This is a genomic window from Thermoproteota archaeon (genome assembly GCA_030130125.1).
GTDB lineage: Archaea > Korarchaeota > Korarchaeia > Korarchaeales > Korarchaeaceae > Korarchaeum.
The window spans coordinates 1-12,468 of sequence record JARZZM010000024.1; the positions used below are offsets into that span (position 1 = coordinate 1).

A 12,468-nucleotide genomic window follows, 5' to 3' on the forward strand; every position below is an offset into this window, starting at 1 on the left:
TAGGCTACAAGCATCCCTTCCCTGAGTGATTACGCCCACTTGATCCCTTCATCCATCTTTTCTAGATAGATCCTCCTTGCTACGACGCTAGCGGCGGCTACTGATGGGTACTTGAGATCGGCTCCTGACTCGATCACGACCTCTATCTCCCTACTCTCGAAGGATGAGAAAGCTTCTCTGAGCCTAACCTCGTCGAAGGAGTCTACAATTATCCTAGAGGCTTCTACCACGTCGAAGACATCTGAAACCACTTGTAGGTGCCATTCAGTTAGCAGATCGTTCAGTTTCCCCTTACTCCACCTGCTCATCAATTGATTTGGAGTCACGACTCTGTAACTCAACGCCAGCGCTCTCCCCTTAACCATATCAGCGAGCTCCAAGAGCCTGTGCTTGGATAGAGATTTCGATTCCAGTAACCCCCTAGCTCTGAGGAATCTCCTACCATCCTCATCCAGTGCGACGGCAGCGATCACTATGGGACCGGATCTCTCACCTTTCCCAGCTTCATCGGACCCTATTTCTATCCCGGGTCGTTCTATCAAGGATTTCTCTATCAGAGGAACGAGGGGCTCGTGGTACACCACTTTACCGCTTAAATAGGCCACTCCTTTGCAGTCGAGCACCTCGAACCTGAAGAGCTCCCATTTACTCTTTGGAGGGAGGACCCTTCCCCCCTCCTTCATCACATGACTTTTAAGTTTCTCCAGCTCCTCTCCTCTTAGCGATGTACTTAACTGCCGCAATCGTGATCACCAGAAGTAAAACGGGAACCGTGATCCAGTATGGTGACTCCTCTCTCGCTATATAAATTACCTGAGTCGTCTCGTTAGATCTCCTCAACTCCTTAGGATACTCTTGGACCCAAGCGATCCAGGCTGCAATGGAGTGATTCCCTTCCTTCTCCGCCTTCAGGGGTATGCTGACGAATGAGAAGTTACCCGGGCCCAGATCCCCTATTTTGACAACCTCATGCCTACTCAGGAACTTGACATGGAGCTCCACATCTAAAGCCTTAAATGAGGATGGGTTGACAATTGTAGCGTTGAACTTGAACTGCCTACCCAGTTTTACCTCTTCAGGGATCTCTATCCTCTCTATTTTAACGCTTGAGGGCTTTATCACTTCGTATGAGTAATCCACATATGTTCTTAGCCTCCTACCAGCCACCTCATACTCGACGGTCACTGATACCTTCTGCTGGCCCCCAGGAGCGTCCATAGGTATCTTTATCGGTATTCTGGCGAATAATACTCTGTGATAGCTCCAGTACTCGACAGTTTCGTTGTATAAAAGACCTGAGATGCTGTCCTCCACCTTGACCACGACGTTCCTCATGGCCGTGGGGTACAGGGGCGGCCCGGTGAGGACGGTCACATTAGCGACTATTATAGAGGGTGGTACTACCTCCGTCTTGCTGAGGTTCAAGAACACCATCGGCTCCCACTTGTGGACATAGATCTGCTTACTGCCCGTCACGGCGTACTTCACGAGGCGTTTCCCTTCCTTGACTATGAGGTGCCCTCTGGCCGATATGGTCCTGCTGACCTCCATGTCTTGGAGGGGAACTCGGACTATAAAGGCCACGTGAGCCGTAGTAGCACCGTCTCCCCGATAGATGGCTGTGTTTCCATCCCACCTGATGTCTATCTTGTTACCCTCCGCGTTTATCCCGCTGGCCCCATAGGGCTCGACCTTCCAGCTGGATGGAGCTGAGATGTACAGTTTGAACTCGACTATGGGCCTAGTCCCGGGAGATGTCACGTTTATGAAGGCATAGAAGAAACCGCCAGCGACCACTTCGGTGTCCGATACACCCAGCAATGCTATCTGAGCTTGTGTAGGTCGTGGGGAAGGTATCGCTAGCAGCATCACCATCATTATAAGCGATGCAGCGGCCGTGTACCTCATCAGGGGTTCTCTCAGCTTGAATATATAAACGGGGTGTGTTGATGGTCGCGGTCGAAGCTATATCATTGACTAAGGCCTTCGGTGATCTCTTAGCGGTCAGAGAACTCAGTTTCAAGGTGGAGGAAGGGACCATATTCGGATTGCTGGGACCTAATGGGGCCGGAAAGACCACGACGCTGAGAATGATCTACGGGGTTCTGAAGCCCACCTCTGGGACGGCAAAGGTGATGGGGGTGGATGTAAGGGAGAATCCCATAGAGGCCAAGAGAAAGATGGGCGTGCTCCCGGAGGATACCGGAGTTTATCCCAGACTGACAGCTGAGGAAAACTTGGTGTACTTCGGTAAACTGAGGGGAATGGATGAGGGGAGGCTCCGGAAGAGGATAAAGGAACTCCTTGAGATCCTGAGCCTCACTGAGAAGAGGTTTGTGGTAGCTGATAAGCTATCTAGAGGACAGAAACAGAAACTAGCGTTCGCTAGAGCTATCCTTGATGAGCCTCCCGTTCTCCTGCTGGACGAGCCCACGCTGGGTGTGGACGTGATGAGCGCTCGAGAGATAAGGAAGATGATAGAAGAGTACGCCAGATCCGGGAAGACCGTCATACTCTCCACGCACAATATGTGGGAGGTGGAGAGGCTCTGTGATCGCATAGCGATCATCAGTGAGGGGACATTGAGGTACGAGGGTAGCAAGGAGGATCTGAGGAGGATCGCCGGGAAGAGGGAGTTCGAAGATATATTCGTGAGGCTGGTGAGGGGTGAGGTCATTGAGAAAGCTGTTTAAGGGATCTTCCGGTGTAGTAAAGCTCTCTAAGGGATTTGGACAGAAGGGTTATTCCCTCCCTCCAAAGCCTTGGTTGGTTGTGGCATGGAAGGAGGTATTGGAGGCATTTAGAGATAGGAGGACCATGCTGAATGTGGTACTCCTCCCCATGATCCTCATGCCCTTGGTCATATCCCTCCCCACCCTCATGCTGAGCCCTAAGACAATCCCCCCGAAGATCATGGTGATCGTGGAGGATCCCCGTGGAATGGATCTCGCCAAGGAGATCGAGGCCTTAGAGAATTCATCGGAAGCCCTGGTTTCGATCGTCATGGGTAGAGGTAACTATACGGGTCTAGTGCTGAGTGGAGATGTTGATCTCATCGTTGAGATCCCTGAGGGGTTCTACGAGAACCTCAGCTCGGGGAAGACGGGTAGATTGGTCTACTACTACGATCCCTACGGGGCCAGATCATCCGTGGCTATGGGGGTGGTCCAGAGGATAGTGAGCGAGTACTCCGAGGAGGTGTTGAGGAGGAGGCTCGAGGCCATAAACCTCTCAGAGGAGTACATAAAGCCGATAGTGCCCGTGGCGGTTCAGGTCACCAGCACGGGGAAGGGGGCCACCACCGGAGAGGTGCTGACGGCTATGGTCCTCCCGATGATGGTGGGGCTAATCGCGATAACGGGTGCTGGCACATTCGCTATAGACATGATAGCAGGCGAGAGGGAGAGGAAGACCTTAGAAGCCCTCTTCACCAATCCAGTCGGTAGAGGGCAGCTCCTGCTGGGGAAGTTCGGTGCTCTCACCCTATTATCCCTGATAAGCGGTCTAGCGACCCTATTCTCCGCTTTGATAGGGGTTGGATTCGCCATCACATCAATGAGTGAGTCATTAGCGGCTGGATCCGTGCCGCAGCTGATGGAACCATCGAGGCTCCTCTACCTCACCTTGGGGATCCTGATCACGGTAGCCTTGGGTGGGTTGACGGGGAATGCGGTTATGATAACCGCCGCTTCCTTCGCCAAGACCTTCAAGGAGGCACAGCAGTACATAGGTTTCCTCACCCTGATACTGGTGGTGCCTATGGTCGCCATCCCCTACGCTCCTCAGTCCTTCCACCCCGCACTGAGGGCCTTACCCATATCCAGCCTCGCGATGTTCGCCAGGGATATGATAGTAAACCCCGGAGATCTAGGAGTGATAGCAACTTCCCTCACCGCCTCGATCCTCTATCTAGTTGTATTCCTATGGTTAAGTGCAAAGATGTTCGGAAGGGAGTCCGTGATCTTCGGTTGAGGGACCTTTCGTTTAACTTTTTCAATTACCCTCCCCCACCCTGCGCGGTGTTCTGAGTGAAGGTTGTTGTCGTCGGATTTGGGCTGGGAGGACTAGGCTCTGCTTGGCATGTTGCCGAGCAAGTTCCGGACGCTAAGATCACTGTTATCGGTGATGAGAGACCGTACGTGAGACACAAGCTGAGGCTCGTCACGCAGGGGATGGACCTCTGGGTGAGCACTAGGCACTTGGAGTCCAAGGACGTAGAGATCATTTTGGACAAGGTGACCAAGATAAGGAGGGAGCAGAAGGAAGTCGTCCTCTCAGATGGTAGGACCATTCCGTACGACTACCTCGTATTGGCCACTGGCTCAAACCCCACTATCCCCTCGAGACTGAAGGGTGGGGAGAACTGCGCCGTTTTCAGGAGATTGGGGGATGTCCAGAGGCTGATAGATGAGAAGCCGAATGAGGTGGCAATAATCGGCGCCAGCTTCGTGGCCCTCCATGTGGCCGACGCTGCTAGAGCCATCGGAGCCAAGCCCAAGGTTATAGTGAGGTCGAGGCTCATCAGGAGGAGCTTGGAGCCTGAGCTATCCGCCAAACTAGAGGAGTTCTTGGCCGAGAAAGGGGTGGAGTTCGTCCACGGTAAGCCCAAGGAGGTGAGAGATTGCAAAGTCATAGTGGATGAAGACAAGGAGGTCAGCTCGGAGATGACCTTCGTGGCCACGGGTGTAAGCCCTGAGATAACGTTGGCCAAGGAGGCGGGCCTCGAACTCCTAGATGGTTGGGTTATAAAGACGGATCAGCAGGGGAGGACCTCGGATCCCAACATATTCGCCGTCGGGGATAACGCGACCGTCATAGACATATTAACCAATAAGCCCATATACATGGGGATAGGCACCGCCGCTAGCATAATGGCCCTTAACGCGGCTAAAGCGCTCACGGGGTTCAAGGCAGCTTATAGGGTGCCTAGGTTCCAGAAGGATGTCTTCTTCGGCGGGATCCACATGGCCTCGGTTGGGCTGACGAGAGTTGAGGCTGAGAACGAGGGGTTTGAGGCTGACAGGGTGTATCTCAGCGGAGACGGTTGGGGTGACCACGCCTATATCGTCTACGAGAAGAACACGAAGAGAGTGCTTGGATTCAGCGCTATCTCCAAGGAAGAGGTGGGCTGGAAGGGAATGGAAGTCATGATGGCCATGATAAGGAGGTGGCCCGTGAGCAGGCTGGGCGTGAAGGTCTCCTGAGATCTGAAATCAGCCAGACACATTTCCCCCCATTTTCCCTTCGTTTAGGGAGTCGAGCAGTTTTTTGGCCGCCTTAACCATTATGTAGGCTCCCTTCATGGTCTCGTCTCTCAATTCCATCTCTTTTATCTGTTCTATGGTGAACCAACCCCAGTCGTCGTGCTCCTCTGGTCTTATCACGGGATCCACCCCGTTGTCGACGACGGCCGTGTACAGCGGAATTATGAACTCTACCCTCATCTCCGGATATATGACCCCGAACGTGTCCACGGGTCTGAGGTCCAAAGGGGTTAGTTTGAAGCCCGTCTCCTCCCTCAGCTCCCTTAAAGCACCTCGTCTCGGCGACTCACCGTACCTCAGGCTGCCGCCCGGTACCTCCCATCTGCCACCGTTCCTCTTGCTTCTAGCCCGCTTGAGCAGCAGTACCTTGCCCTCTCTATTGAATATCACCACGCAGGGCACCACATGGATCTTAGTCTTCTTCAAAGGCGGTCACCGCTCATTGCAAGGCCTTCTCTTTAGCCTTTTGCTTGGGAGTTTTGGCGAATATTGAGACTATGAGCATAGAAGAGCCGCATTTGGGGCACTTATCGTCGGTAGAGAGCTTCCCGACGAAGTCCCCCTCCTTGAATGTCCTTAGCATCTTCCTCCCGCAATTCGTGCAGTGCAACTCGGTGAAGATCTCCTGGTGCTCCTCCTGATAGGCGAGCCTTGCTTTGGCCATGTCGTAAGCGACCTTAACGGCTATGCCCATGCCAGCTACTCCCATCACTATATTCAGGATCGCATCATTTGTGTTCCCTTCCTGAAGCGAGGAGAATCCCATGTAAAAGAAGAGAACTGAGATAAGCACTATACCCACCATTGATGCTATCCAGAATAGGTAGAACCCTGTCGGAGCTCCCTTCTTGTTGGAGTTGTTGGAGGACATTCATGAAGCACCTCCCATCGTGTTGCCAACCCCTACAGTGTTCCCTATCCCTGCTATGAGCACGAAGTCTCCCGGGAGGGTCTTCGATCTTATCGCCATTTTTACCCTCTCTATGACCTCATCCACCGACTTGGCTATCTCCTCTCTCATGGAGGTTATGGCGTCGAGCGGATCCTCCTTAATGGCTATGGCGTGCAGTGGTATCTTGTACTTGGTGGCGACCTCCTCTATCCTCAGCTTCTCGGGTCCTGGATCCCCTATCGCCGCCCCTATTCCCTCAACCACCTCAGCTGTCGGCTCGCCCTCCAACTTGGCGGCCGCGTCTATCATGATGATGAGGGAGACATTACCCTCCCTGCTCTCGACTATCCTCTCGATGGCCACTCCGGGCCTCCCTACCTCCGATCCCGGACCCTTCGCCTTTATGATAAAGGATCTTCTCCCCTCTATGTCCACCTCCGCTCCGACTATATTCTCGGCCACCTCCTTGGGCTCTACTCCGTTCATGAGCCTCAAAGCCACCATCGGACCGATGCTGTCCCCTATAGGAATGCCCCTCCTGAAGGCCTCGCCCGCCTTCCAGTAGGCCTTGGCTATTCTGAGGATTTCGGGGAGCAGCATCTGGATCTGGGCGATGTATATGAGGTTCTGGGTTCTCCTCCCTAGTATGAAGTAGTGACGGACGATCCTGTATATCATGTCAAGGGCCAAGACGCCGGACATCTGATCCCTCAGGTTGGATCTCTTCCACTCGTCGGCTTTGGGGGCTATCTCGACCATGAATTTGTTGAGATGATCTTTGGAGCTCTCTAGTAGGTGCTCCAGCCTCTTGACGGCGCCAAATGGGTCTAGAGTGACAGGCTGTATCACGAAGAACCCCTTGATTCTCTTGAAGAGAGATTCTACCTCCTCCTTCGGACGGCCGTACTTGGATGCCTCTTCAACGAATTTCTTGGTAGCGTCGTTAGTGTATTCCTCGAGCTTGGCCAAGGCTTTCCTGATCTCGTTGATCCATAGTTGGGCTTGGAGCTTACTAGCGTAGAACTGCATGATGGTGATGAATATCAGGAAGAAGATCCATGAGAACCAGTCACTCTGATTGGTCTGCATGAGCTTTATTCCCAGCTCTTGGTTCAATGCACCACCCTCCTCACGGGACCAACCCAGAGCTACCCCGTTTTAAAGCTTCCCGATTAATTGTCTCCCTTCCCTCTGGAAGTCGCTGATCCTGTCGAGGAGCGCCGCATACATGAGCGGGAGGAGAGCGGACACTTCTCCGGGTATGAATGTCCTCACCGCCCTCTTGGAGACCTTACCCCAGCTTATGGCCTCCCTCTCCCTCGCCCCGCTGAGACTCCCGTCCCACTCCACTGCAGTGGTCAGGTACACGACGTAGTCGAGTCCTCCTTTGAACTGGTTCCACCATATTGTGTGGTGCTTGGATATCCCGCCCCCCAAGACTAGGGCTCCACTCACCTTCATGGTGAAGGAGAGGTCCGCCAGTTTCAGCATGTCCTTGATGAAGTCTAGATGGAAGTCCGATTCTTGGGATAGGAAGCTTAAAGCGGTACCGAACGACGAGTCCAAGAGGCCTGGGGAGAATATGGGGGCTTTAGCCTCGTAAGCCGTCCTCAGGATGGATTTGGGGCACATCTTCTCGCCCAGACTATGGAGCAGCTCGCTGGGAGATATCTTCCTTCCAGACTCCCCCAAGACCTTCGGTACCTCTTCCCTCACGAACCTCTCCACCACGGGTCCGTAATTGTCGAAGGGTATGAACACATTCCCTAGCCTGTGTATCCTCCTCTCATATAGCTCGGAGTCGTCGGCATCGAAACTCCCGTGGTAGTAGTCAGCGAAGCACCTAGCGATGTCGTGGTCTATCGTGCCCCCTGTAGTTATCACAACGTCGAACAGGTTCCTCCTCAGCATGTCTACCAGTATCCCCCTCACCCCTGTGGAGACAATGTCTGCTGGGAAGGAGAGGAAGTTCACCGACTCCGGATCCCTTACCATCCCCTCTAGGATGCTAACTCCCTCTGCCACGAATTTGGCGGTGAAACCGCCGGCCTTCTCCATCTCCCCGATGATATCCGAGGCGGTCATTCCGGGGCGCAGGGTAATATCCTCGACCCTCCTCATACCTATCGAGCAAATGGGATGGTCCACGTAAATAAGGTGGTGCCAATGGGAAGGGAGCGCGTGATCGATGCGTTGAAGAGGTACTTGAAAGTGCACGGTCCCAGAATACTCTCCAACGCAGGAGATCAAGAGATCGTTAGGATAGAGCTAAAAGCGCTGTTCAGATACTATGAGCGAGAGAGTGGGGATGACAGGTTGATGGACCGCATCGAGGGATTCGAGTGGAGGGGTTGCAGGGTCGAGGGGAACTTCCTCCTAGTGCCAGTATCCCTGATAAGGGAGGTGTTAAGCTTTGAGTGAGGCCTACCTGGTAGCGTTCGATATGGATGGGACTCTCCTTCCCATAAACAGCTCATGGGAGTTCGTACATAAGCTTCTGGGTACTGAAGAGATGGCCTCCAGATATAGGAGGATGTATGAGAGGGGCGAGATCGACTACAGGAAATGGGCTGAACTGGATGTCTCTTCATGGAGAGAGAGGAATTTTTCCACCGTGCTGAGGGAAGTAGAGAATCTGAGGCCCGTTGAGGACGCAGAGGAGGCGGTGGGGAGGCTTAAGGAGGAGGGGTTTGTGGTAGGGCTCATCAGCTCCGGTCTCGACGTGATTGCCGAGAGGCTCTGCAACATGCTCAGGATGGACTTCTGCAGATCCGCCAAGTTGAGGATAGTAGACGGTAGGGTACTGGGGATCCTGAGGGAGCTGGACCCAGATAGGAAGTCTGAGGAGCTCAAGGATGTGGCGAGGAGGTTCGGTGTCCCTCTCCGTAGGGTGGCCTTTGTGGGAGATGGTGAGAGTGATCTATCGATTTTCCGCATGGAGATAGGGAAGAAGATCGCGTTCAGGCCCAGATCGGAGGTTATAAGGTTCTTAGCTGACCATGTGGTCGACAGCCTCTCGGAAGCCGCGGACATTCTCATAGAGTGGAAAAGTTCGGCGCGTATTGAACATTAACTCGTCCATTTATATCGGATCCTCGCCCACCTGTTCGGATGGACTGGGAGATATTCACGCTGGATGATGACAGGGTTAGGCTCTTCGGGCAGGAGATAGCTAACGACCTTGGAAGGAGAATCATCGCCTCACTCAGGGAGTATCCCAAGAGTCCCAACGATCTGGCCAAGGAGCTGAACCAGCCACTGACCACCATAGTTTTTCACATCGATAAGCTCTTGGAAGCGGGCGTCATAAGAGTCGTAGGAACGATGGCTGGGAGGAGAGGCAGGAAGACCCTCTACACCCTATCTTCATCTGCCTTCTTGGTCGTTCCCACGACTAGGGAGGATAAAGAGAGTTATCTGAGAAGCTTTATGGGAAGAGCGCTTCCTCCCAAGGAGATACTGGTGAAAAGCCTCGTGATCAGCGTGCTCGTGGCCATATTCATAGTGGGCATGCCTTGGTATCTCATGGGGCCGAGACCTGCCGTTATGCCGGCGGAGGAGAGGACCACTACTGTTGCAGTCCCCCTCTACCCGGAAACACCGGCTGGGGCTGAGAAAGGAGGAGTGCCTGAAGTTGAAGTTAGGAGACCACGAGGCAGTATGGAGGCCGATTGGATGACTCCCCTGATGCTCGCCTTGGCCGCATCGATTCTCACAGCCCTACTCATCGCTCTCCTAGTTCTCCGTCGAGAGGTTCCCCCTTACAGTGAACGTACCCCTTGAACCTCCTAACGTAGTTGGGACATCCCATGCATATGAGAAAGCTTACCCTCTCACCCCGCACCGGGCAGTCCACTGCATCCTTAGAGAATTTGGATATCACTTTATTACCGTACAGCTCCTTCAGTTTCTCCTTGTAGTCCTTAGGGACCCTCATTGCCCTCTGTAGTTTCACTACCTGCAATTCGTACTTGTGATCTGACATCCAAACACCTCGCCGCCAAGTTATTATCCTCCGCTCCCTCGAAGTAATATGCTTTACCTCCTCTTCGACTTCTGGAGGACTATTATCGACCCTCCGGACTTGGACCTCTACTACCGGTATAGGGTCAGGAACATCCTGAAGGTGGAGGGCATAGAAGATCCGGGCATTGAGGAGAGGGCCTTTAATTTCTACAGGAGACTCTTTGACGCCTTCGATAGTAGGAGGAGAGCCAGTTGCATTGAAATACCTGCTACTCTAGAGCTGGAGTCCTTCTTAAGTTTCTTGGAGGTTGAGAATGTGGAGGATGAGCATCTGAGGGCTTACGCATCGCCGATGCTGGATTTAACCACTCTGAAACCAAGAGCTAAAGAGACATTGGATAAACTGTCCTCGAAGTACGAGTTAGCGGTAGTATCTAACACACCCTACCACGACATGGTGGTGGAGAGGTTGAGGAAGGATGGTCTACTCGACTTCTTCCAAGTAATCGTCTCATCTCACAGGGTCGGGGTCAGGAAGCCGACTATAGAAATATTCATGCGCGCACTGGAGGTGATGGGTGCCCGACCTGAGGAAGCCGTGATGATCGGGGATTCCCCTTATGAAGACATCGAAGGTGCTAAGAAGGCCGGTATGAGGACGATATGGGTCGTGAGAGAGGGTGTCCAGAGACCTGATGCGGATAGCATGATTAAAAGCTTGGGGGAGTTACCTAATCTCCTGAAGGTGATCGTTTGAGGAGGAGACTGCTGGATCTCTTGGCGTGCCCGGAATGCCATCACTTTCCCTTGAAGCTGGTTGTTGAAAGGGAAGAAGTAGTGGAGGGGTTGCCCAGTAAACCAGAGAAGCCCCTCTGCGAGAAATGGTGTGCTTTCTCGGGAGGAGAACCAAGTAACCCTTCCCTATGCATGGAGTGCATGAGTAAGGAGGTGGTAACTGGTAAGCTAATTTGCGAGAACTGCAGTGCAGAATATCCGATAGAAGCCGGTGTTCCACGGATGTTAAGGCCTGAGGAGCTCAATCTCTAAATTCCCCATTCTCCTGATTATATAAGGGGGGTGATCTAATGCCGAGGATAATGATAGTGCGTGGTGACATCACCGAAGTCGAGGTGGACGCCCTGGTGAACCCAGCCAATGTCCAGCTTATCATGGGTGGAGGTGTTGCCGGCGCGATAAGGAGAAAGGGTGGTGAGGAGATACAGGAGGAAGCCCTTAAAAAAGCCCCCATAAAGATAGGAGAGGCTGTAGAGACTTCAGCCGGAAAGCTCAAGGCCAAATATATCATACACGCGCCCACGGTGGAGTCTCCCGGGGGAAAGAGTAATCCAGAGTTCGTGAGGAGAGCCGTTAGGGCTGCTCTCAAGAGGGCGGAGGAACTGGGCTTGGAGAGTCTAGCTTTTCCAGCCATGGGGGCGGGAGTCGGGGGAGTGCCCGTGGAGGTGGCGGTGAGGATAATTCTGGAGGAGGTTCTTAAATCGAGTCTAGAGGAGGTAGTGCTGGTCGCGTGGAGCAATGAGGACTTCGAGACCTTCCAGAGGGTGGCGGCTCAGATGGACATAGAGGCCTCCCTCGGAGAGTTGTCGTGACTGTCGCGCGGCTCGGACTGTAAAATTAATATAGGGGGTTGCACCCATCTAGGTGGCGGGGCGTAGCTCAGCCTGGCAGAGCGGCCGGCTGTAGAGGGCGCCGGGTGGCGCTCCGTCAGCGGCCCGTTCTCACAGATACCGGCAGGCCGGGGGTTCAAGTCCCCCCGCCCCGACCACCCAATCTCCTTATTATGAACGCACCCAAGAGTGTTCTCTCCAAGTCCTTAGAGAATATCTCCTTGGACGCCTTCTCCAAACTCTCCCCGCTCATCATCCTCACGACCTTGTAGACGATCCTCCTCAGGGAATCATGCTCTTCGCATGCGAGGAAGAGATCCTCGTCCGCCATCTCTATGCCCAGCTTGATCATCTCATATAGGGGTAATCTCGCGGAGAGTAGAACTTCTCCTAATTTGAAGAAATCTCTCCTGAGCTCAGCAAAGGCATTAGATAACTCCTTATCGCTCACTTCCTCTCCTCTGTCGAGCTTCTCAAGCACGTTCCTCAGACTTGGTGGGAGGTCCTCTTCAGCCATGATACATCCACTCCACTTACTTTCAAGCGATAAAGATTACATAAGAGGACGCTCATTCAACTAGGGGGATGAGGGCCGGCCGGCTTACCTTACCCTTTTGAGCTCCCCCGGAGGCGATGATGAAGTGGTCCTCCCCTGACCCCCTCGTTGGATAGAACGATCGTGCGGGGACTTTATAGTATAGCGTCAATCGGACCCTTGTGT

At 53.4% G+C, this 12,468-nt stretch carries 16 protein-coding genes and 1 tRNA gene; 10 read left to right on the plus strand and 7 right to left on the minus strand.

The window, feature by feature from the left end; genetic code table 11:
* Positions 1-29: 29 nt before the first annotated feature.
* Both QI197_04855 and QI197_04860 read right to left on the minus strand, forming a co-directional pair.
* On the minus strand, positions 30-683 hold the full coding sequence (locus QI197_04855; GenBank protein MDK2372689.1) for a hypothetical protein: 654 nt from the start codon (positions 681-683) through the stop codon (positions 30-32).
* Positions 684-693: 10 nt separating this feature from the next.
* Complete coding sequence (locus QI197_04860) at positions 694-1,908, minus strand: hypothetical protein (GenBank protein MDK2372690.1); 1,215 nt, start codon at positions 1,906-1,908, stop codon at positions 694-696.
* 41 nt (positions 1,909-1,949) lie between these two features.
* Here QI197_04860 and QI197_04865 point away from each other — a divergent pair, with 41 nt between their 5' ends.
* From QI197_04865 to QI197_04875, 3 genes are read left to right on the plus strand one after another with little or no spacing between them, the layout of a single operon-like run.
* Positions 1,950-2,693, plus strand: coding sequence for an ABC transporter ATP-binding protein (locus QI197_04865; protein ID MDK2372691.1), 744 nt, complete (start codon positions 1,950-1,952; stop codon positions 2,691-2,693).
* A complete protein-coding gene (locus tag QI197_04870; GenBank protein ID MDK2372692.1) occupies positions 2,677-3,972 on the plus strand; it encodes an ABC transporter permease subunit in 1,296 nt (431 codons plus the stop codon). The genes QI197_04865 and QI197_04870 overlap by 17 nt, the downstream gene beginning before the upstream one ends.
* Positions 3,973-4,028: 56 nt before the next feature.
* Positions 4,029-5,204, plus strand: coding sequence for an FAD-dependent oxidoreductase (locus tag QI197_04875; GenBank protein ID MDK2372693.1), 1,176 nt, complete (start codon positions 4,029-4,031; stop codon positions 5,202-5,204).
* A gap of 9 nt (positions 5,205-5,213) precedes the next feature.
* Here QI197_04875 and QI197_04880 read toward each other — a convergent pair whose 3' ends face one another.
* From QI197_04880 to QI197_04895, 4 genes are read right to left on the minus strand one after another with little or no spacing between them, the layout of a single operon-like run.
* On the minus strand, positions 5,214-5,690 hold the full coding sequence (locus QI197_04880) for an NUDIX hydrolase (GenBank protein ID MDK2372694.1): 477 nt from the start codon (positions 5,688-5,690) through the stop codon (positions 5,214-5,216).
* 13 nt (positions 5,691-5,703) lie between these two features.
* Positions 5,704-6,135 carry a hypothetical protein gene (locus QI197_04885; protein ID MDK2372695.1) on the minus strand — a complete coding sequence of 144 codons (432 nt, stop codon included), beginning with the start codon at positions 6,133-6,135 and terminating at the stop codon, positions 5,704-5,706.
* Entirely contained in the window at positions 6,136-7,272 is a 1,137-nt protein-coding gene (locus QI197_04890) for a DUF1512 domain-containing protein (GenBank protein MDK2372696.1), read from the minus strand.
* A 42-nt stretch (positions 7,273-7,314) separates the two neighbouring features.
* A complete protein-coding gene (locus QI197_04895; protein ID MDK2372697.1) occupies positions 7,315-8,277 on the minus strand; it encodes a deoxyhypusine synthase in 963 nt (320 codons plus the stop codon).
* A 45-nt stretch (positions 8,278-8,322) separates the two neighbouring features.
* Here QI197_04895 and QI197_04900 point away from each other — a divergent pair, with 45 nt between their 5' ends.
* From QI197_04900 to QI197_04910, 3 genes are read left to right on the plus strand one after another with little or no spacing between them, the layout of a single operon-like run.
* A complete protein-coding gene (locus tag QI197_04900; protein MDK2372698.1) occupies positions 8,323-8,577 on the plus strand; it encodes a hypothetical protein in 255 nt (84 codons plus the stop codon).
* Positions 8,570-9,229 (plus strand): HAD family phosphatase, encoded by a 660-nt coding sequence (locus QI197_04905; GenBank protein ID MDK2372699.1) that lies wholly within the window; start codon positions 8,570-8,572, stop codon positions 9,227-9,229. Before QI197_04900 ends, QI197_04905 begins: the two co-directional genes overlap by 8 nt.
* A 38-nt stretch (positions 9,230-9,267) precedes the next feature.
* Positions 9,268-9,939 (plus strand): winged helix-turn-helix domain-containing protein, encoded by a 672-nt coding sequence (locus tag QI197_04910; GenBank protein MDK2372700.1) that lies wholly within the window; start codon positions 9,268-9,270, stop codon positions 9,937-9,939.
* Here QI197_04910 and QI197_04915 read toward each other — a convergent pair.
* Complete coding sequence (locus tag QI197_04915; GenBank protein MDK2372701.1) at positions 9,881-10,141, minus strand: hypothetical protein; 261 nt, start codon at positions 10,139-10,141, stop codon at positions 9,881-9,883. The two genes, QI197_04910 and QI197_04915, sit on opposite strands and share 59 nt — an antisense overlap.
* 48 nt (positions 10,142-10,189) lie before the next feature.
* Here QI197_04915 and QI197_04920 point away from each other — a divergent pair, with 48 nt between their 5' ends.
* From QI197_04920 to QI197_04935, 4 genes are all read left to right on the plus strand, one after another.
* Positions 10,190-10,879, plus strand: a complete 690-nt coding sequence (locus tag QI197_04920; protein MDK2372702.1) for an HAD family hydrolase — start codon at positions 10,190-10,192, stop codon at positions 10,877-10,879.
* On the plus strand, positions 10,876-11,169 hold the full coding sequence (locus QI197_04925) for a Trm112 family protein (GenBank protein MDK2372703.1): 294 nt from the start codon (positions 10,876-10,878) through the stop codon (positions 11,167-11,169). The genes QI197_04920 and QI197_04925 overlap by 4 nt, the downstream gene beginning before the upstream one ends.
* A 38-nt stretch (positions 11,170-11,207) precedes the next feature.
* A complete protein-coding gene (locus QI197_04930; GenBank protein ID MDK2372704.1) occupies positions 11,208-11,729 on the plus strand; it encodes a macro domain-containing protein in 522 nt (173 codons plus the stop codon).
* A gap of 56 nt (positions 11,730-11,785) precedes the next feature.
* Positions 11,786-11,905: transfer RNA gene (locus tag QI197_04935), tRNA-Tyr, on the plus strand.
* The last annotated feature ends 563 nt before the right edge of the window (positions 11,906-12,468 follow it).